Here is a 19,987-nt window from a genome sequence, read left to right on the forward strand (position 1 = left end):
ATGGCCGCGCCGCCCGTAGTCGACCTGCCTTTCATCGACGAGGGACTGGCAGCGGACATCGCCAGCGGTCTCGACGCCGTCGAGAAGCTGCTGCGGGCCTCCGCCGACAGTGAGGACGCCTTCGTCGCGGAGGCGTCCAAGCACCTCATCGAGGCGGGGGGCAAGCGCTTCCGCGCGATGATCGTGCTGCTGGCCTCGCACTTCGGCGACCCGAGCGCCCCCGGCGTCGTGCCGGGGGCCGTGGTCATCGAACTGACCCACCTCGCGACCCTCTACCACGACGACGTCATGGACGAGGCCCCGGTCCGCCGCGGCTCCCCGTCCGCCAACGCGCGCTGGGACAACACCGTCGCCATCCTCACCGGCGACTACCTGTTCGCGCAGGCCTCCGAGATCCTCGCCGACCTCGGCCCCGAGCTCGTCCGCATCCAGGCCCGCACCTTCTCCCGCCTGGTCCGCGGCCAGATCCGCGAGACCATCGGCCCCCGCACCGGCGTCGACGACATCACCCACTACCTCGAGGTCTTGGCCGACAAGACCGGCTCCCTGATCGCCACCGCCGGCCGCTTCGGCGCCATGCTCGCCGGAGCCCCCGACCCGATAGTCGACCGCCTCACCAGCGCCTGCGAAGCCATCGGCGTGGCCTGGCAACTGGGCGACGACCTCCTCGACGTGGCGTCCTCGGCAGGCCAGAGCGGCAAAACCCCCGGCACCGACCTCCGCGAAGGCATCCGCACCCTCCCCGTCCTGTACGCGCTGGCCGCGAACCCCCCCGCGAACCCTCGCCTCCACGACCTCCTCAGCGGCCCCGTCCCCGAGGAACACGTAGCGGAAGCCGTAACCCTCCTGCGCGCCGACCCCGCCATGACCCAGGCGAGAGCCGAACTGATGGCCTGGGTGGACCGCGCAAGGCAAGACCTCCTCACCCTCCCAGAAATCCCAGCCCGAGAAGCCCTGCTAGCCCTCTGCACCTACGTAGCAGACCGCTCCGGCTGACCCCCACACACCCCACCCACCCGGCCCCGCACCGCTAACGTGGCCGACCGCTCCTTCTGACCAGCCCCATGTGCCCTGTCTGTGCGGCCGACCGACCTCCGACCCAGGCCCCCCGGTCCCCACACAGCCCATGTGGCCGACCGCTCCTTCTGACCACGACGTCTCTCTCCTATGAGGCAGACCCTTCGGCCGGACCAGTCGACCTCACCAGACCCCACGCGCTCTCGACCCTTCATCAGGCCCTCACACGGTTCACCCCAACGTGGCAGACCGCTCAGGCTGAGCGAGAGGCCGGCCCCGATCCACGTGCGGCACGGCACGCCGTACCGCACGCGCGTGCCGCAACCCATCCCAGGTGAACACCGCGAGCGCCAGCCAGATCACCGCGAACCCGACCCACCGGCTCGTCGGCATGACCTCCCGCGCCACCAGCACCCCGCACAGGAACTGCAGTATCGGCGCGATGTACTGCATAAGCCCCAGCACAGTGAGCGGCACCCGGATCGCCGCCGCCGTGAACATCATCAACGGCACAGCCGTCACCACCCCCGCCCCCGCCAGCAACACCGCATGCCCCACCCCGAACCCACCGAACGTCCCGTCACCCTGAACCCCCAGAAAAATTAGATACCCCAACGCCGGCCCGAGCAGCACCAACGTCTCCACCGCCATGCTCTCCGCCGCCCCCACCCCCGCCGACTTCTTCAGCAACCCATACGTCCCGAAACTCACCGCCAGCACCAACGCGATCCACGGCAACCTCCCGTAGTCCACCGTCAGCACCACCACCGCCACCGCGCCGAGCCCCACCGCGACCCACTGCCACCCCCGCATCCGCTCCCCGAACACCACAACCCCAAAAAGCACGTTGACCAGCGGATTGATGAAGTACCCCAGCGAACTCTCCACGACATGCCCGCTGTTCACCGCGTAGATGTACACCCCCCAGTTCACCGTGACCGCCGCCGCCGCAAGCGTGAGCAGCAGCAACGTCCGAGGCCGCCGCACGATCCCCCTCACCCACGACCAGTGCCGCCGCACCACCAGCACCCCGACCACCACGACAAGCGACCAGACGATCCGGTGCGCCAGGATCTCCACAGCCCCCGAAGGCCGCAACAACGGCCAGTACAACGGAAACAACCCCCACATGGCATACGCAGCCACACCAAACAGGACACCACGTCGTGAGTCAGACATGCCCCCCATCATGCTCCGCCCCACCCCTTAACCACAAATAAGCAACAACACCCCCAACAGTTAAGCGAAGCTAACCCCAGGGAACAACCCACCCCACCCCGTGGTTGCTCAAACTGCACCCCTCGCCAGGGGACCTCGACCCGAGGACCCTGGCCCGAGACCCTGCTCCCAACCGGAGGTGTCCCCAAATGGGTTGGCTCTTCGCCAAGCACAAGACGTCCGTGGTCACCCCCGCCGAAGCCCTCCCTGGCCGGGAGACCCCCATCCCCCTCCCCGACCGCCACGCCGTCCTAGGCACCCCCCTCTCCCCGCCCTACCCCGAAGGCACCGAGACCGCCGACTTCGGCCTCGGCTGCTTCTGGGGCGCCGAGCGCAAGTTCTGGCAAACCCCAGGCGTAGTCACAACCTTGGTCGGCTACCAGGGCGGCCACACCCCCAACCCCACCTACGAAGAGGTCTGCTCCGGCCTGACCGGCCACGCCGAGGTGGTCCGAGTCGTCTACAACCCCGCCGAAGTAACCTACGAGGAACTCCTCAAGGTCTTCTGGGAGTCCCACGACCCCACCCAAGGCATGCGCCAGGGCAACGACGTAGGCACCCAGTACCGCAGCACCATCTACACCCACTCCGACACCCAGCAAAAGTCCGCAGAGTCAACCCGCGACACCTACCAACAGTCCCTGACCAACGCCGGCCACAACCAGATCACCACAGAAATCACCCCGGCCCCCCCGTTCTTCCCAGCCGAGGAGTACCACCAGCAGTACCTCCACCGCAATAAAAACGGCTACTGCGGCATCGGCGGCACCGGCGTAAGTTGCCCCATCGGCCTGACCACCGGCGAGGCGTAGACCAGCAGCTTCACCATCACCGTGGCCCAGGATCACCCGGCATGCCCGGCCCTGATCTTGGGCCAGCGCTATTTCCGGCGAGGATCTTCTCTACAAGGTCAAGGGCAGCCCGCCTGCGGCGGTCTGCCGCGCCTCGGGCGTCGCTGGCCGCGCTGCGGCTCTTCGGCCGGTCGTGGCCACCGCCGCCCACGCGACCTGACGACTCCCAGAGAACTTGCAGCAGACATACAAAGCACGCACGAACAGCAACGACGACGAGCGCGTCAAGCTGAGGGCCGTGATTTGATCAACACCGTTCTGTTTCGCTCGGACTCTAAAGTGACAGGGCCAGACAGGTTCTATTTTGCATCTGGCGGCAGACAGTATGGGGAGCCGACCGGATGATTGGCGGGATTGGAAGCGCGGGTCATCGTGGTATTACCAAGTTCCCAGATATCCTGATAGGAAATGCGTCCATCGATCCAGCCGTCTGGTATGAGTTTGGTGGGCCTGGTGCAGTTGAGCGCCGTGAGGGCAAATGGCCTGCCATTGTTTGTTAGTATTAAATGTTTAGGCTTCCCGGAAATGCGATAGTCAATACGAAGCTCGAAGCTGACGGACCATCGCGTGGTGATCGACTTTATAATAACGGTATCCTCGAAGCCATTCTTGAGAGTAATGGTTCGATTGCGGAAATAGATGTCACCTGGTTTGGCCTCTTCGAAGTCTTTGCCAGCCTTGTCGCGAGCCTGAGGTTGCGCTTCATCGAAGTCGAGAATCATTTGGAGGGCTTCGCCGCCATCCTGTGGCGGAAAATTCACAAGGGCACCAGTGAGGGGCTTTGTGCGCTTGATATTCACGGGTCGTATCTCGTCAATGGATATCGACTGGTTCCGCGGACCTGCGAGCTTGATTGTCAAATACTGCTTGTTAACGCTTGCAGCACCAACAGCCTGAAGGTCCCCGCGGATGCGATCTCCGTATCCGTGGGGATTTTCGTTAGTATATGACCACTCTTTCAGATATCGCACTTGCTGTGAAGTCAGTCGCACATCGGCCGGTGTGGCTAACTGAAGAGGACCAGACTCTGAGATGTCGACGATGGTGAATTGCACATTTTGCTCACCTGGCATCGGAGATGGGGTTGGAGTGGCCTCTGATGCACCACCGCGTGGGTAAACGAGAGCAACTGTTAAGGCTAAGATCAATACTGCCGCCGCTATTGAAAGTTTTGGCCAACGGGTAGATGTCAAATTAATAATCGTCTGATAAGCATTTCCATGAATGGTCGAATGCTTGATCGTTTGAGTCTTCTCTTCTCTACTTTTTCCGTGAGCCCTGAACCAAGGAAATGATGGACGTCGCCATCTGGAGGCCATTGCCGCTCCTGTTACTGGCTCTGTGACAGGTCGCCGCCTACATCGGAATCTGACACCCTCTGCTCCCCCGAAACGTTCATGATCTGTTTCGCTGACCCATTAACTCTTGTGTTGCTAATGCTCTGAGTCCGGATGGGAGGCGATGTCGGCTCAGCAATGGTCAACCATGCCTGGATAACCCCGCCGATCACCACGAGTGCGGCGATCGCGATCCACCAGGCCAGGTCCCACTGCTGGGTGAGCATCCCAGTGGCCACATTCACCGCGGCCGCGATTGCCACTGTCCCTGCCGCCGCAACCCCACGCCTGACCTTGATACTCATTCGCTGCACCCCCAGAGGACGCGCTAGTACGCCATGAGTATGCCAGACTGGCAATCGATACGTTGCCGTATGTTGTAGTTCCAGCGGGTTCGCGGCGATGGAGGGCCTCTACCGCACGTGGCACCACGTGGCACATTGGCCTTGTTTGCTAGTGCGATTAACTCGAAGGGTGTCGAGAAAGGTTTCGAATTCTTAGAGCGAGTGTGAACGGCTGTGAGCGTCTTGCTCCACGGGACACAACTTTCCAACGTACGACGACCTATTTTGCAATCAGACATTCGAGCAAACACGCCACCAATTGGTTTTTTTCCGGCAACGGCCGTGACGATCGCCGACTTCGCGTATCGCCGACCGTGGCCGGCAGCGAGTGACTATGGCTGAGGTGACACGAAACGCGCCGCGCGGCCGGTGCCCTCCCGGCCGGGAGCACCGACCGCCGCACGTGAGCAGCCTTGCGCCGCGAGAAGCGTCTACGCGAGGGACCGCCAAGCTACTGGCTAGCAGGGTGGCAGACGTCCCTAGGCATCCGTCAGTACAGCTCTACGATCGCCATGCGGCGGCTTGTCTCCACACGGGGTCGGGGGCGATCGAAGGCCCGGCGCTTCGCACCGGTCCATCGGGAGCCCGGGGAACTGCCCGCAGCAAACTTGCCCGGCATGGATGAGCCCCCCACCATCGCTTCCCCGGTGGGGGGCTCCATCGTGCCGGACTACTTACGCCCTCACCCATCCAGCACGATGTGATCAGGGGGTGGTTGGTCTGGCCTGCCGCGTACGGCCAGGATCGTGCTCCACTCCTCATCGGACACCGGGGGGATGCCCAACGAGACGGCCGCGTTGTCGAGGTCCTCACGGTTGAGGTCCCAGGAGTGCACCAGGCCCTCAGCTCGGCGCCGTCGCCGTTCGCTCTCTACGATGTCCGCCACTGCCGAGCGGACCCGCTTGACGGTATCCGGATTCGCTTGCCGTTGATCTTCCGGTGGATCGTGGGGGATGTAGGGATACACGGCAACCGGGCCCTACCGCTCGGGTCCTGCCTTGGCCATCGCCGCTACCGACTGTGCGCCGTCGGCAGGGGCGTCGATGGGGCACAGCACTTGCGGGGCGCCGCCACCGCGCCGCCGGTAGGTGTAGCACGGGGTTTCGCTGGCGCGTCCATCGTCAATGGCGATGGTCGTGACGGGCGATCCGTCGGCACCCCAGACGTCCAATTCCGGAGGGTAGAAGTCCAGCATGGACGTGGAAGCCTTGTAGTCGCCGCCCGCCACGGACAGTTTGACCGTCTTCGTGATGAGGGTGAAGAGGCCCTGTTCTTCGAGTAAGGGCACCAGTTTCGCCAGGTAAGTACGGTGACGCTCGGCTTGTTCCTCTCGGCGGTCCACCCTCCAGCCTGCGACCATTGCTTCGACTCCTCCCAGTGCTCGTTCCAGGGCATCTGTTGTGCCAGCAGCGGGAGTGTCTCGGGGTCGCCGCAAGCACATTCCCAGGGAACGCCCCTACCTGCGCTCGGGGAGTGGCCAGGGAGGGTGGCCACTCGCCGACATTTCTCCTAGAAGGGCTGAATGTAGACGCGGGCGAACCAGGTGCCCACCGAGGCCGCGTGGAGATGGCCTGCTATGCCTCTGTCGCCCTGTACTGCCATCACGGCGTGGATGTGCGGCACGCCGTCAACGATCTCGCCGGTGCCGTTCATCTCGGCGGGGAATTCGTAGTCGGTCACGATGTCTTTCGTCGCGTCGTCTTCCGGCATGGTGGAGATGCGGAACGAGTCGACGGCGCCGATGAGTGAGACGACCGCGCCGTTCGTGATGCCGAGTTCGGTGACGCGTGCCTGCAACGTCTCCAGCAGTTCGGCGTTCTTGATCTCAATCAGATGCACGGATCAGCTCCGTTCAGGATCAGGCCAATGGTGCGGATGTTCTCCGGGATCGGCTCAGATCGTAGAGCGGCGCGGAGGGCCGGAGTCACCAACTCGGCCGGGCCTTGACGGAGCATCATCGCCGAGCACCAGCGAGCCCCGGCGTCCTTGGGGTTGTACAGCTCTTTGATCAGGGCTTTCGGGTTGTCACCTACACGTTTGCCGACAGCCCACATGTAGAGGTCACGAACCTCCGCATCACGCCGGAGTGCGTGTGTCGCGGAGTCGATCAAATCGAGCTTCGAGGTTTTCGCGACGATCCCACATGCGTTGACCCGCAGGACGGGCGGGCCCTCATCGAGCCACCGAACAAGATGGCGCACGGTCGCCATGTCCTGTGACGCGAAGTGCGAGATGAGCAAGTCGGTTTCGTGGGAGGTCTGGACGGTGGCCAGGGGGCTGGGATCGCCGCTCGCGATCGATGTCACGATCTCTGCTGCGGTGTTTCTGGTGGTCGGCGGAATCATCGGGCTCAACGCGCCGAGAGCGGTGCCCACGACGAACGTACGTCTTCTCACTTCCCCGAACTCCAAGACACTCAGAGGGACGTTCAGCGCTAGGGCCAGGAACGGGAGCCAGAACGCTGGTTTGCGCTTGCCGTTCTCCCAGCGTGAGACCGTTTCGCGGGTGACTGTCGGCCTGCTGGAGAGATCGCAAAGGACGTCGGCAAGCTCCGATTGGGAGAGTCCGGCCGCTTCACGGAGGTCTTTGATCAGGGGTCCGATCGACACGTCCCGATCGTACGCTTGGGAGCTTCTGACGACCTCGGGATCGGGGTGCTCACTCTGCAAAGGGTGGCGTCGCCGGCCCCAACCGCTTCGCGGCCCCTTCGGGATGCTTCGCATTGGCGCCGGCCACTCCACTACGTACGAAGGCGGCCGACCCTATCCCGCGGATTCCGAGTGCTGTTGCTCGCGTGCGATCCGGCGGGCGGTGGAGATTTGTTGCCGCGCGAGTTCCGCCCAGAAGTGCTCTCCGTCGCGGTGCCCGCTGCCGACGTACCGCCACTCTCCGGCTGTGACCGTCTGACGAGTGTCGAGGTCTGGGAGGCCGCGCCGTTGCCGAGAGGCTTCGGCCTGGTGGTCGGCCCGTGCCTGCCGCAGGGCACCCAAGGTGGTGGAGTAGTGGCGGCTCTTGGTGGAGAAGTGGCCCCGGTAGCCGAGCATGTGAGCCCACTGCCGCAAGGGCAGCAGCCGGAACTCCGGCTTGCGGTCCAGGATGAAGCACGTGTAGATCATGCGCCGGGCGTGCTCGGTGACCTCCAGCCCTGACACATACCTGATGTCGCGGATCGGGCGGTCCACCGTCCCGGCGGACTCGGCGCCTTTGATGGCGTATTTGGCGATGTAGGACGCGACCCGTTGGTCTGCGACACCCTCAAGCGTGGTGGACACGTAGATGGGGTCCACATCGAGCTGACTTCCCCACTGGCCGACAAAGGAGGAGCCGTCGTCAGGCGCCGGGACCGAGACGGATGCCACCGTCTCGCGTATGGCGTCCTGGAGGATGGGGACGGCGGCCCAGTCGGGGGGACGGTCGGTGGGGCCGTCCGGTCCGTCGAGGCGGATCACGGCGTGAAAGTGGACCAGGCCCCGCGCCTGGTACTCGGCGACCTTGGCGTACGACAGCCGCATCCGCTTGCGCAGTGCCGCACGGGTGATGCCCAGCCGCCGGGCGAACGCGGCCGGGAGTGCTTGGGTGAAGCGCCGCCACAGCTCACCCGCGTGCGCATTCCACAGCACGGCGCCGACGTAGTCGTAACAGTCCACGCAGACGGGTTGCCCGACCTGCGGATCATCTTCCTCATGCCGTGCGCCGCAGCTTTCCGGCCGTCCGTGCGAGCACACCGGGTTGTCTCGCCTAGGCCGACACATCAGCGCCTTGCCGTCCCGTTCGCGACGCGCGTGGACGGCGCCGAAGGACGGGGCGGTGAAGGTGGCGAAGACGCGTGGGTGGGCGCTCACGTCTTCGGGGACACCCTTGCCGCCCCGCAGGCCGGAGAGGATCAGGTGGTAGGTGTCGTCGCGGTAGGTCTCCGAGCAGGCGGGGCAGCGGCAGGCACGGCGGTTGCCGCAGGCGGTGAGCAGGTATCCGCTCGGTTCATCGGCCGTCTGGTAGACGTCCAGGATCTCTAGGGCGGAGTCGAACGTGATCCGGTGGCCCTGGAGCCGGATCGGTTCGGCGCATCCTCCCGTTGCGCGCACCATCTGTTGCCAGCGGGCGAAGTCCGGCATGGATGCGCGTCGAGCAGCCGCGAAGACCTCGGGGGAGAAGGAGGGAGCCTCGCTCATGCGGCATCCCTCCCACTCTCGGCGGACGGGGCGGGGGCGGGTACGTCATCGACGTACTCCATCCCGTGGATGGTGGCGATGCGGCGCCACTTGTCCGCAGACCACCGGGGCGACTCGGCGATTTTGCGCTTGCACCACTCCTCCGCAAGCGCGGCATACGGTCCCAGTTCATCGGGTACCAGCAGGGGCCTCCTTTCCTCGGACGGAAGCCACCCGCCTCGTCCGAAGACGACGAAAGCACCAACGCACGGCAGGCCGAGGACAGGTGACGGCCTGTGGAGCGGTGGTGCTTTCAGCGAGAGGAGATCATGGAGTGTTTGTCTGCGACGGGTTAACCGGTGAGCGCTGCCAAGTTCTGAGGCCTACCGCTGGGCCGGGACCCTCCAGCGGAACGGCTGATCATGTCTTTTCGCCCGGTGGCTTTCGTGCGCTCGCGTCTGCTGTCGCGGCCGGTTTCTCGCTTGCTTCGACGGGATCGGGGGACTCTCGGACTCTTCTACATCTACCACTTCACAACGGATAAGCGCAGCTCAGCGTTCCTTTCATGCGACAAACCACACGGGTCTCAGGACGTCCCTCCGTGTCTGTAGGCGTGTGTAGACGTCCGTCTGTGCAGGAGTATTTCCGGCCCAAAGTAAGGGAGCCATCACCCCGGAGTTAGGCTGACGGCTCCCGAGACGTCCTGGACGTCTTCCGGTCATTCCTCGCGCCAGATCGGTACGAGCAAGTTCGGATCAAACTTCTTCCGTCCCTTGCCCGCCGGATGGACGACCACCGCGTGCAACGCCTCTTTGACGTGGCCACGCTTCTGGGACAGTGCCAACCCGCCCTCTTCCTCCGGCATGTACCAGCGCTTACGGATCTCCGCTGTGTCCTTTGTCGCACGAGCCTGCCGCCGCTCGTTCGACGCCTTGAACCTGGCCGACTCCGCGCGAAGATCAGCGATCGACTTCTCCAGCCGAGGAAGCAAGCGGAAGTAGTGGTCGTTCGTCACCTGGCCCGCCTCCCACTGCTGGGTGAGCGCTTCTAGCCGGTTCCTCGCGTCCTGGTATTCCTGCTCCCGAGGCCACGCCGTCACCGTGTCGGAGCTGGTGAACGTCGCCTCTTCCTCCATCTTCGTGAGCACCAGTTCCGAAATGAAGAAGTCAACGAGGTCACCGCGTCGGCCCACGCCGCCGCACCCGCCTTGCGTCTTGTCCGGGCACACGTAGATGTGCTGCTTGCAGTCACGTTGGTGGGTGACACGCATGGACGCGTTGCAGGTCGCGCCGTCCGGCTTCACACGTCCACATCGGAGGATGCCGGTGAGGAGGTACCGGTATTCCGTAAAGTCGGGGGGACGAATATCGCCGATCTTGCCACCTGGGTAGACCTGACGACCCCGGCGGGCATCCATGATGGCCTTGATCGCCAACCACTGATCAGGGGTGATGACGGGCTCCCATCGCCCCACGACCGGATCACCGTTGGTGTCCCGGACCAGTTCCCCGCCGAGCTGACGCCAGCCGCACATGCGAGGGTTGTCCAGCGCCAACCGCAGCGATCTCGACGTCCAGAGGTTGCCGCGCGACGTCATGATCTCCCGGCGTTGCCATTCAACGACAATCGAGTGGATTGAACGTCCCCGGATGAAGTCGATCGCCGCTTGTCGGAGAAGCGGCGCTTCGTCAGCGTCCAAGGTCAAGCGATCGGCCTGCCAGCCGAACGGCCGAGTCCCACCGACCGGTTCGCCCCTCTCGGCGCGGGCCCGGTGGGAACTCCGCATGCGGCGTTGCATCTTCCGGACCTCCATCTTCGAGATGACCACCCCGAAGAGCCCCATGCTCTCGACGTCTTCGCTGTACAGGTTCTTCTAGTTCTGCATCTCAGGCATGATGTCCACAGGAGGTGCGCAGGATGCCGACGAATCCCCCCGTCCCCGTGGTCTCGTACGCACGTATCTCGGCCGACACCAAACGGGACGAACACGGTGTTCAAGATCAGCACAAGGTCAACCGCCAGACGGCCGCACGGTGCGGCTGGACAGTAGTCCACGAGTTCACCGACAACGACAAGTCGGCTGCCAAGGAAGGCATCGTCCGCGACGGTTTCGAAGCGATGGTCCGCGCACTGCGCGCCGGCAAGCTGCCGGACGGCACACCTGTCCAAGGTGTCGTCATCGTGGCGGAAGACCGATTGGCGCGGCGTCCAGGGGACTATGAGCGCTTCGTGGACGCGTTCACCTTCCAGGACGGCCGCGTGTTCGCCGATGCCAGGGGCAGCAAGGATCTGTACAGCGAAGACGTCGAAAGCATGGGACTGTTCGGGGCGGTGATCTCCAAAATGGAGGTACGGAAGATGCAGCGCCGCGCACGGCGTTCGCATCGCGCTCGCGCCGAAGCGGGGACCCCGTCCGGCGGGCCGCGTCCCTTCGGGTGGAACGAAGACCGGCTGACGTTGAACGAGCGTGAGGCCGAACTCCTTCGACAGGCGGCGCGGGCCTTCCTCGGCGGACGTTCCATGTACTCGATCACCCGCGAGTGGCAGAGGCATGGCGTGAAGACGTCGCTCGGTAACGACTGGAGCGTGCGCTCCCTCAAAGTCGCGCTCATGAACCCCCGCACCTGTGGCCTGCGGGAGTTGGACGGGGAACTGGTTCGCGGGACGGACGGTGAGCCGATCGTCGGCAGGTGGGCGACGATCCTCACGCGGGAGGAATGGAACGCGATCCGTGCCGTCTTCAACGCGCGGAAGGGCCACTTCATCACGAGGGATATGCAGATCGGGAGGGCTCACCCTGCCGACTACCGTGACCCGGCCTATCTCCTGTCCGGCATCATTCGCTGTGGTCGCATCAAAGAAGACGGAAGCCTCTGCAACACCCCCATGCGGGTCAACGTGAAGAAAGGGGCGGGCCACCACGCGTACGTCTGCCGGAGCAAGGCGGAGGGTGGCTGTGGTCGTTGCAGCCGGCGGGGAGACCTGGTTGACCTCTTCGTGACCGAAGCCGTTCTGGCGAAGCTCGAAGAGGCGACTTTCACCGAACCCGAGGAAGGCGGCAACCCGCACGCGGAGGAACGGCTCAAGGCGGCCCAAGAACGTTTGGACGGGCTGATGGCGCAATGGAACGCGGGTCACATCGGGAATGAGTTGTTCTTCAAGCTCGCTCCGGGTCTGGAGCAGGAGATAGCACGACTGCGCGGAGAAGTCAGCAAGAGCGCCGCCTCGGCCGAGTTGCGCCGCAAGCGGGCCGTCACCGATGTCGCGGAGATCCGGCGGCGGTGGTTCCTACCTGAGGCGGAAGGCGGGTTGCCGATCTCTCAGAAGAGGACCTACATCCGCGAGGCTTTGCACACGGTGATCGTCCGTCCGGCCGGCAGAGGTCAGAAGATCTTCAACCCTGACCTGCTGGAACCGGTGTGGCGTGAGGACTGACAAGACGTCCTAGACGTCCTGGACGCTTCGAGGGTTGTCGCCTCTGTCTGAGGGGTGACAACCCTCTTGCTTTTTGCCGTCATGGAAAGTGTGGGGCCGGACTTCTAGGGACGTCCCAGGACGCGGACGGACGTCGGCGGACATCCCAATCGGTGTCCGACCGGGGAACCCTCGCCTGGTGCCATGCGTTGTTGAAGTGGTACACCTGAAGACGTCCAAGTCACCCGATCACGAGAGACAGGAACAGCGAGAAACCGGCCCGCGAACTGTTCGGCGCGAATAATCTACCGGGAAATATAACTTAAATACATGGTTGCCGTTCCACTGGAGGGACCCGGCCCAGTGGTAGGCCAAAAAATTGGCGCGCCAACCGGTCTATAAATCATCGCGCACATACTTTTAAACACTCCATATTTCTCTCGCTGAAAGCATCATCGTCACCCCATGCCGCATGTTCGGCATGCTCGCGATGGTGCTTTCGCCGTCCCGTGCCACGGTGGCTCCCTTCGGCGAAAGGAGTCCTCCACTGGTACCCGACGAACTGGTGCCACACCTCGCACTTGCTCAGGAGTGGGGCAAGCGCAAAGCTGCCGAGTCGCCGCAATGGTCCGCCGACAAGTGGCGACGTGTCGCGGTCGTCTTCGGCGTCGAAGTAGGTCCGGAACACGTGGAGAAACCGGCCCCTGACCGGGACGGGACGGCCGCATGAGCGACGTCCCTGGTTTCTCTCCTGAGGTCTTCGCCGCTGCTCGGCGTGCGGCCATGCCGGACTTCCCCCGGTGGCAACAGATGGTGCGCGCCACTGGCGGCTGTGCCGAACCGATCCGGCTGCAAGGTCACCGGATCACGTTCGACAACGCGTTAGAGGTCCTGGACGTGTACCGGACGGCCGATGAACCAACCGGGTACCTGCTCACCGCCTGCGGTAACCGTCGTGCCTCCCGGTGTGCGGCGTGTGCCGAGGTGTACCGGGACGACACCTATCACCTGATCCTGTCCGGCCTGCGTGGCGGCAAGGGTGTCCCGGAGGACGTCAGCGCTCACCCTCGGGTGTTCGCCACGTTCACCGCTCCGTCGTTCGGCGCGGTCCACGTCCGGCGGGAAAAGAACGGCAAGCCACTGCCGTGCCGGCCACGCCGCGACAACCCCGTGTGCGAACACGGACGGCCCCAAGGGTGCCGGGCACATCACGGCGAAGATGACCCCCAGGTCGGGCAACCGGTCTGCGTGGACTGTTACGACTACGTCGGCGCGGTGCTGTGGAACGCGCACGCCGGTGAGCTGTGGCGGCGGTTCACCCAAGCGCTTCCGGCCGCGTTCGCGCGACGGCTGGGCATCACCCGTGCGGCCCTGCGCAAGCGCATGAGGCTGTCGTACGCCAAGGTTGCCGAGTATCAAGCGCGGGGCCTGGTCCACTTTCACGCCGTGATCCGCCTGGACGGACCGGACGGCCCTGCCGACCGTCCCCCCGGCTGGACGACCGTCCCGGCCCTTCAGGACACCATCAGGGAAACGGCGGCGTCCATCACAGTCCCGGTCCCGGAGGACGGCTCGGGGTTCGTCGGCCGATGGGGAAGTCAGCTCGACGTGGAACCCATCTATGTGTCCAGCACCCTGGAAGGCGTGGCGGACCAGCGGGTCGCGTCCTACATTGCCAAATACGCCACCAAAGGGGCCGAATCCGCGGGGACGGTGGACCGTCCGATCCGTGACGTCAGATACGTATCCGCTCTGGAGGTCACCGAACACGCGCGGCGCATGATCTATACGTGCTTCGTCCTGGACGGCCAATCGGCGTTCGGGTCGTTGCGGCTGCGGCAGTGGGCTCACATGCTCGGCTACCGGGGCCACTTCTCCACCAAGAGCCGTCATTACTCCACGACCCTCGGCGCGCTGCGTCAGGCTCGGGCCGAGTATCAGGCGCAAGCGTCCCGTGAGCGGCGGGGCCTGCCGGACCCTGGTACCCGTGAGACGGTCACAGCAGGACAGTGGCGCTACGTCGGCAGCGGACATCGCTACGGGGAACACTTCTGGGCTGAGCTGGCACGACAGCGCATCTCGACGGCGCGCCGGATCGCACGCGAGCAACAACGCCAGGAGTCGGCGAGTGAGGGGGACTGACCGCTGACGTAGTGGCGTGGCCGGCGGAATGCCGTAGATACCCGAATGGTGATCGGGGGGGAGTTCCGCCGGCCCCACCGTCTTGCACGTGGGCCACCCACAGCAACCCGCCTGCCTGTCCGTCCCGTCTGCCGTCATCCCGCCCCTTGGGGCAAGCGGGCCAGGGGCAGGGGTGCCAGGTGGAGCCCCCTACTGGGTTCTGGTTCGTTTTTGGTGGTTGGTTGCGGGGTGTGATGGTGCTCAGGTGGAGGAGAGGACGCGGCGGCGGAGTAGGTCGAAGTTGGCCCGGCCGAACATCTGGCGTTTGAGCATCTTGATTCTGTTGACGTGGCCTTCGACGGGGCCGGAACTCCAGGGGAGGGTGAGGCCGGCGGTTACTGCGGCGTGGTCTCGTTCGATGCCGCGGATGAAGGAGTTCAGGCCGGGGAGATCGCTGTTTGCGGCCTGGGTGAGCCAGTGGGTGAGCTGGGTGCCGTTGCGTTTGCTCATCATGATGGCGAAGCGGCGGACGTGGCCGGTGAGTGCGGTCAGCTCGGGGCATCTGCTCAGGATCTGGCCGAGTGCTTGCTGGTGGTCGGGTGTGAGGTTGTCGGGGTGGGTCGTGATCCAGGTGACCACGGTGTGGACCGGTGGAGGTGGCGCGGACGCCGGGTGGTGCCGGGCCCAGGTACGCAGGCGGCGGACGTAGTCGCGGACGTTGTGGTAGCTGCCGTTGTAGCCCTGGGCGTGGATCTCCTCAAATAGCCGGATCGGTCGGGTGACGCCTGCGGTGAAGCGTTCGTGCAGGTAGGGCTTGAAGTTGTCGAGGTTGCTCGGCCGGGCGGCCTGGGTCAGCTTGTCGTCGACGGTAGCCGCGCGGGCGTAACGTTGCACGGTTCCTCGCGCAAGGCCGAGCCTGCGTGCGATCGGTTTGATGCCGTGCCCCTGGGCGAGTAGTTCCTGAACCAGCGCGTAGCGCTCGCGGATCCGCGTGTTCAGCCGGGTCTGCATCTGTAGTTCATCGCCGCCGGCCGGTGCCGGTGGCCGCTGGGGGTCGTTCGCGGTTGCCGAGGAGGGTTCGGGCAGGCAGGCGCGATGCTGGATGACGCATTTCTCGACGGCTTCGATGAGGTTGTGCCAGACATGCCATCGGTCGGCCACCTGGACCGCGTGGGGTGCCGCGCTACGGGCGGCCTCGGCATAGCTGCTCGCCCGGTCCCGGCAGATGACCTCGACTCCCGGGTGTGCGGTCAGCCACGTGGCCAGCGTGTGAGCGTCCCGGCCGATCAGCAGTTCGATCGGGCGGCGGGTCATCATGTCCACCAGGACCGTTCCGTATACCTTGCCACGGCGCAGTGAAAAGTCATCGACTCCCAGGACCACCGGCGCCGTGACAGGCGGCTCCGGCAACGCGCGGATCACCCGCAGCAGTGTCGTCCTGCTGGCCGGTGACCCAAGCACCCGGGCCAGACGAGCCCCGGCACGACCGGCCAGAGCCAGCGCGATCGACGCCAAGGCCATGGTCAGCGGCAGACTGCGCCGCCCGTGCCGGTAGGTCACCTCCGGCACCTGCTCAGCGAAGATCTTGCGCCCGCAGCTCGGATTGACGCACACGAACCTCCGTACCTCCAGCTCGATCACCGCGGGCTCGCCACCCACCGCCAGATCACCCAGCCGGCGCCTGTAGCGGCCATGCACCCGCAACGACAGAACGCCACATGCCGTACAAGCCGCCCCCTGACCGACCGTACGCCCCACTATCCGCAGGCCAGAGGGCATTCGATCGACCCGCTCCACGGAAACCCCACGCAGATGCGGAAACATCACCTCAAGATCGCCAAAACCGCACAGCACACATGATCACAGCATTGATCACCGACCGTCACCCGATCACCAAAAGTGAACCAGAACCCCTACTGGAGGAACGACCTGGTACCCCTGCCCCTGGTCTGCTTGGCTTTGCCCTGGATGACGGCAGCGGGTCGGACAGGCTTCCACAGCAACCCGCTACGGTCTTTCGGCAACCCCTGCACTGCTCCCGGAGCCTGATTCCCCCGCCGGAGGCGCATCCCTGTCGAACACGCAAAAGCCCCCACCGGAGTAGGGGCTCTTACGCTGATCACCGTCTCAACGCGATGCCTAGATGGCGTCAGCCTGCTTGATGTAGTGCAGGAACGCCGACCATGGCTCAGGGGTGACGGTGGGCCTTTCCCCCTGAACGTGGACACCTTGGAGACTGGATCTTGAGGTCCAGGGGAAGAGATGTCTCTGATGGTGATGAAGAACTATCCGGCCGAGTTCAAGGCCGACGCGGTGGCGCTGGTGCTGTCGAGGCCGGACCGGACGATCACGTCGATCGCGCGGGATCTGGGGGTCAGCCGCGAGACGCTGCGGGTGTGGGTACGCGCCGCGCAGGCTCGGGGTGAAGGCGGGCAACGAGCGGCCGGCGGGGGCAGGACCGGCAAGGACACGCCGGCCGGGCACCTACCCTCGGACGACGTGCTGGAACAGGAGAACAAGCAGCTCAAGGCGCGGATCCGGGAGCTGGAGCAAGAGCGGGACATTCTGCGTAAGGCGGCCAAGCTTTTCGCGGGCGAGACGAACTGGTGAACCGCTTCCAGTTCGTTGAGGATCACAAGGCGCTCTACGGGGTGAAGCGGTTGTGCCGGGTGCTGCAGGTGTCACGCTCGGGCTTCTACCGATGGTTGAAGGGCGCCGCGGCGCGGCTGGCCCGCCGCCAGGCCGATGAGCAGCTGGCCGAGCAGGTACGCAGGATTCATGCCGAGCATGACGGCACCTACGGCTCGCCTCGGATGACGGCCGAGTTGCGTGCGGCCGGGATCGTGGTCAACCACAAGCGGGTGGAACGGGTGATGCGCGAGCACGGCATCGCCGGGCTGCGTCTGCGCAGAAAGGTCCGCACCACCATCCCGGAGCCGGATGCGGCACCCGTGCCGGACCTGATCCAGCGCGACTTCTCCGCCGGGCTGCCGAACACCCGCTACGTCGGCGACATCACCTACCTGCCCGTCGGTGGCGGCCGGTTCCTCTACCTGGCTACCGTGGTGGACTTGTGCTCACGCCGGCTGGCGGGCTGGTCGATCGCCGATCACATGCGCACCGAGCTTGTCGTGGACGCGCTGCAGGCCGCGGCGCACACCCGGGGCGGCCGTCTGGACGGCGCGGTGTTCCACAGCGACAACGGGGCACAGTACTGCTCGCGGGAGTTCGCGCGGGTCTGCAGCCGGCTCGGCGTCACCCGCTCGCGCGGCGCGGCCGGGACCAGCGCCGACAACGCCGCCGCCGAGTCCTTCAACGCGAGTCTGAAACGCGAGACGTTGCAGGGCGCGCACCACTGGCCCGACGCCCGCACCGCCCGCCTGGCCGTCTTCCGCTGGATCACCCGCTACAACACCGTCCGGCGGCATTCCAAACTCGGCCAGCTCAGCCCGATCGCCTACGAGAAGACGCCAGATAACCTGAAGCCTGCCGCCTGAAATCGGTGTTCACGTTCATGGGGGAAGCCCCGGTGACTACGGGGCCGGTCGGGGTCTTGCTGTCCCTGACTCCGATGATGCCGGGCAGGTTGGATGCCACCTCGACGCAGTCACCCCCGTTGTTGCTGTAGGTGCTCTTGCGCCAGCGCAAGCGAGGCGGGCCAGTCTCCGTCCCTGCGGCTTCAGAGTTCATGATCCCCACCCTTCAGTGGATACACGAGCGAGGAGGTTCCGGGTCTGATCCGGATCAAGTGCTCTGGCTCGCAAGTGGTTGAACACCAGGTTATACCGGTCAATTGCCACTCTTTCTTCCAGATACACAGCACCAACCTGGTTCTCCAGATACACCACGTCCGGGTCTGGTGCTTCGGGGAAGCCCAGGGAAACGAAGCCTCCGTCCATGGCGGGGTGCGGCCCTGCGCTGAACGGAAGCACTTGAAGAGTGACGTTCGGACGACGCGACATCTCGATCAGGTGTTGCAGTTGAGCACGCATCACGTCCGCGCCACCCACAGGCCGCCGGACAGCGGCTTCGTTCACAATCACCCACAGCTTGAGCGGGTTGTCCCCGGTGACCCGCTCCTGCCTGGCCACCCGGAAGTCGATCTTTCGAGTGATCTCCTCAGTACTCGCCCCTGTAGCAGCGGTAGCCAGGAACGCGCCGTAGTACTCCGGCGTCTGGAGTAGCCCAGGTATCAGCTCAGAGTGGTAGCTCCGCACCTCGGCGGCTTCCGCCTCCAACCCCACGAACACTTGGAACCATTCGGGAACCACGTCCCCATAGGTGTGCCACCAACCACGCTGCCGGGCCTGTCGCGCCAACGTCAGAAGCTCGTCCCGAGCGTCCCCGTGGATCTCGTACACATCGAGCAATGCCCGTAGGTCGATCGCTCTGATTCCACGCCGGCCGGTCTCAATGCGACTCACCCACGACGGATCAAGTTCGAGCCTGTCGGCCACAGCTTCGGCCGTAAGGCCCTTCTCCTTCCGGATCCGGCGCAGCTCGCTGGCAAGTCGTCTCCGCCTCACTGTGGGACTGCTCCCCATGGTCAACCCGATCACCTCATCTCTGACAGCAGTGTGCCGTGCGAGATCACCCCATGGGACCACCATGGGCAAATCGGAAACTTGTCGATGGCATCTTGCCATCTCCAGGTTGACGACTGCACCATGGTACCGGCAAGAGGCCATCCCCACCCGACTTTGGGGAGTCAACAATGGGCGACAAGGTCCCCGGTGCAATGGCGTCTCCGCTCAGGAGAACGAGAGGTGATTCCGCCACGACAAAACGCGAACCCCGCACCATCAAGGAGATTCAGTACACCCATCTCGTACGACTGGCTTGGGAGCTGAACAAGCGCGGCGTCGGCACGGTGCTCAGCATCCCCACGAACAACGCGGTAACGCTCTTGTTCCCTCGCGCTTCGCAGAGGGTAAAAATCATGGTCGTACAAATTAACCAAGTCTGGTTCTACGCCTGGGGCCGGAGTCGTGCTCATCGCGTGAGCACCCGCGATCCTGACGCCGTCGAACGAGTTTGGGAACTAGCCCAATGAACCGGTCGCCAGACAAGCCGTTGAACCAGATCGGCAATGTTCTGTTGCTGGCCCGTGCCAGCTCGGTTCAACTTGCACGTGAGTACGTCTGCGCACAACTGACCCTTGTCGGAGTCCCAATCCCAGAAGATCTAGAAATACTGACCAGCGAATTAATGACTAATGCGATCAAGCATTCCGACTCAGGTCGACTCCCAGGCTTCGTTAGGCTACGGGTATTCGCGGACCAGAGGATGATCCGCGTCTCGATAAACGATGCTGGGGCCAAAGCTGGTAGCGTCCCGCGTATTCTCCCGCAAGCCGACCCTATGGCGGAGAACGGGCGCGGTCTGTGGTTGATCCAAGAGCTGTCCCATCAATGGGGATGGATGGAAGACCCCACCGGTCGGCTTGTCTGGTTTGAAATGCTCACCCCTCGCGTTCCTAGCTCTATGTCCCGCAGATCAGACCCCATGGTGTAGCGGGAGAACCGCTGCTCGGCCAG

The 19,987-nt window shown here is 64.5% G+C and carries 19 protein-coding genes; 8 read left to right on the forward strand and 11 right to left on the reverse strand.

Annotation, left to right across the window (positions count from 1 at the left end; translation table 11 throughout):
- Positions 1-996 (forward strand): polyprenyl synthetase family protein, encoded by a 996-nt coding sequence (locus tag BJ992_RS04115; protein ID WP_184978612.1) that lies wholly within the window; start codon positions 1-3, stop codon positions 994-996.
- A 252-nt stretch (positions 997-1,248) separates the two neighbouring features.
- Here BJ992_RS04115 and rarD read toward each other — a convergent pair whose 3' ends face one another.
- On the reverse strand, positions 1,249-2,196 hold the full coding sequence (rarD, locus tag BJ992_RS04120; RefSeq protein WP_184978613.1) for an EamA family transporter RarD: 948 nt from the start codon (positions 2,194-2,196) through the stop codon (positions 1,249-1,251).
- Between the two features lie 188 nt (positions 2,197-2,384).
- Between rarD and msrA the strand changes: the two genes are divergently transcribed.
- The gene (msrA, locus tag BJ992_RS04125; RefSeq protein WP_184978614.1) at positions 2,385-3,047 is read left to right on the forward strand and encodes a peptide-methionine (S)-S-oxide reductase MsrA; all 663 of its coding nucleotides are present in this window, start codon (positions 2,385-2,387) and stop codon (positions 3,045-3,047) included.
- 338 nt (positions 3,048-3,385) lie between these two features.
- On the opposite strand, the gene BJ992_RS04130 is transcribed toward msrA, so the two are convergent.
- The 7 genes from BJ992_RS04130 to BJ992_RS04160 form a co-directional block, all read right to left on the reverse strand.
- On the reverse strand, positions 3,386-4,405 hold the full coding sequence (locus tag BJ992_RS04130) for a hypothetical protein (protein ID WP_184978615.1): 1,020 nt from the start codon (positions 4,403-4,405) through the stop codon (positions 3,386-3,388).
- Positions 4,406-4,416: 11 nt separating this feature from the next.
- Positions 4,417-4,728 (reverse strand): hypothetical protein, encoded by a 312-nt coding sequence (locus BJ992_RS04135; RefSeq protein WP_184978616.1) that lies wholly within the window; start codon positions 4,726-4,728, stop codon positions 4,417-4,419.
- 1,018 nt (positions 4,729-5,746) lie between these two features.
- Positions 5,747-6,127, reverse strand: a complete 381-nt coding sequence (locus BJ992_RS04140) for a hypothetical protein (RefSeq protein ID WP_184978617.1) — start codon at positions 6,125-6,127, stop codon at positions 5,747-5,749.
- A 149-nt stretch (positions 6,128-6,276) separates the two neighbouring features.
- Positions 6,277-6,606 (reverse strand): PCC domain-containing protein, encoded by a 330-nt coding sequence (locus tag BJ992_RS04145; protein WP_184978618.1) that lies wholly within the window; start codon positions 6,604-6,606, stop codon positions 6,277-6,279.
- Positions 6,597-7,376 (reverse strand): helix-turn-helix domain-containing protein, encoded by a 780-nt coding sequence (locus BJ992_RS04150; RefSeq protein ID WP_221474678.1) that lies wholly within the window; start codon positions 7,374-7,376, stop codon positions 6,597-6,599. Before BJ992_RS04150 ends, BJ992_RS04145 begins: the two co-directional genes overlap by 10 nt.
- A gap of 153 nt (positions 7,377-7,529) precedes the next feature.
- Complete coding sequence (locus BJ992_RS04155) at positions 7,530-8,936, reverse strand: replication initiator (RefSeq protein ID WP_184978620.1); 1,407 nt, start codon at positions 8,934-8,936, stop codon at positions 7,530-7,532.
- Between the two features lie 697 nt (positions 8,937-9,633).
- Positions 9,634-10,758: a recombinase family protein gene (locus BJ992_RS04160; protein WP_184978621.1), complete on the reverse strand. Its 1,125-nt coding sequence runs from the start codon at positions 10,756-10,758 to the stop codon at positions 9,634-9,636.
- 74 nt (positions 10,759-10,832) lie between these two features.
- On the opposite strand from BJ992_RS04160, the gene BJ992_RS04165 reads away from it, so the two are divergent.
- From BJ992_RS04165 to BJ992_RS04175, 3 genes are all read left to right on the forward strand, one after another.
- Positions 10,833-12,350, forward strand: a complete 1,518-nt coding sequence (locus BJ992_RS04165; protein ID WP_184978622.1) for a recombinase family protein — start codon at positions 10,833-10,835, stop codon at positions 12,348-12,350.
- Positions 12,351-12,801: 451 nt separating this feature from the next.
- Complete coding sequence (locus BJ992_RS04170) at positions 12,802-13,059, forward strand: hypothetical protein (protein ID WP_184978623.1); 258 nt, start codon at positions 12,802-12,804, stop codon at positions 13,057-13,059.
- Positions 13,056-14,471: a replication initiator gene (locus BJ992_RS04175; RefSeq protein ID WP_184978624.1), complete on the forward strand. Its 1,416-nt coding sequence runs from the start codon at positions 13,056-13,058 to the stop codon at positions 14,469-14,471. Before BJ992_RS04170 ends, BJ992_RS04175 begins: the two co-directional genes overlap by 4 nt.
- Before the next feature lie 240 nt (positions 14,472-14,711).
- Here the strand turns inward: BJ992_RS04175 and BJ992_RS04180 are convergent, their stop codons facing one another.
- Complete coding sequence (locus BJ992_RS04180) at positions 14,712-16,274, reverse strand: ISL3 family transposase (protein WP_343072495.1); 1,563 nt, start codon at positions 16,272-16,274, stop codon at positions 14,712-14,714.
- A 447-nt stretch (positions 16,275-16,721) separates the two neighbouring features.
- On the opposite strand from BJ992_RS04180, the gene BJ992_RS04185 reads away from it, so the two are divergent.
- Positions 16,722-17,947 (forward strand): IS3 family transposase gene (locus tag BJ992_RS04185; RefSeq protein WP_184987567.1). Its coding sequence is split into 2 segments (ribosomal slippage): positions 16,722-17,034 and positions 17,034-17,947, totalling 1,227 coding nucleotides; the frame shifts between segments, so codons are not numbered across the junction.
- On the opposite strand, the gene BJ992_RS04190 is transcribed toward BJ992_RS04185, so the two are convergent.
- Positions 17,895-18,140, reverse strand: coding sequence for a DUF397 domain-containing protein (locus tag BJ992_RS04190; RefSeq protein WP_184978625.1), 246 nt, complete (start codon positions 18,138-18,140; stop codon positions 17,895-17,897). The two genes, BJ992_RS04185 and BJ992_RS04190, sit on opposite strands and share 53 nt — an antisense overlap.
- A complete protein-coding gene (locus BJ992_RS04195) occupies positions 18,137-19,060 on the reverse strand; it encodes a helix-turn-helix domain-containing protein (RefSeq protein WP_221474680.1) in 924 nt (307 codons plus the stop codon). The genes BJ992_RS04190 and BJ992_RS04195 overlap by 4 nt, the downstream gene beginning before the upstream one ends.
- A 104-nt stretch (positions 19,061-19,164) precedes the next feature.
- Between BJ992_RS04195 and BJ992_RS04200 the strand changes: the two genes are divergently transcribed.
- Both BJ992_RS04200 and BJ992_RS34495 read left to right on the forward strand, forming a co-directional pair.
- Complete coding sequence (locus BJ992_RS04200) at positions 19,165-19,503, forward strand: hypothetical protein (RefSeq protein ID WP_184978626.1); 339 nt, start codon at positions 19,165-19,167, stop codon at positions 19,501-19,503.
- On the forward strand, positions 19,500-19,964 hold the full coding sequence (locus tag BJ992_RS34495; protein ID WP_184978627.1) for an ATP-binding protein: 465 nt from the start codon (positions 19,500-19,502) through the stop codon (positions 19,962-19,964). The genes BJ992_RS04200 and BJ992_RS34495 overlap by 4 nt, the downstream gene beginning before the upstream one ends.
- The last annotated feature ends 23 nt before the right edge of the window (positions 19,965-19,987 follow it).

It is taken from the genome of Sphaerisporangium rubeum (genome assembly GCF_014207705.1).
Taxonomy (GTDB): domain Bacteria; phylum Actinomycetota; class Actinomycetes; order Streptosporangiales; family Streptosporangiaceae; genus Sphaerisporangium; species Sphaerisporangium rubeum.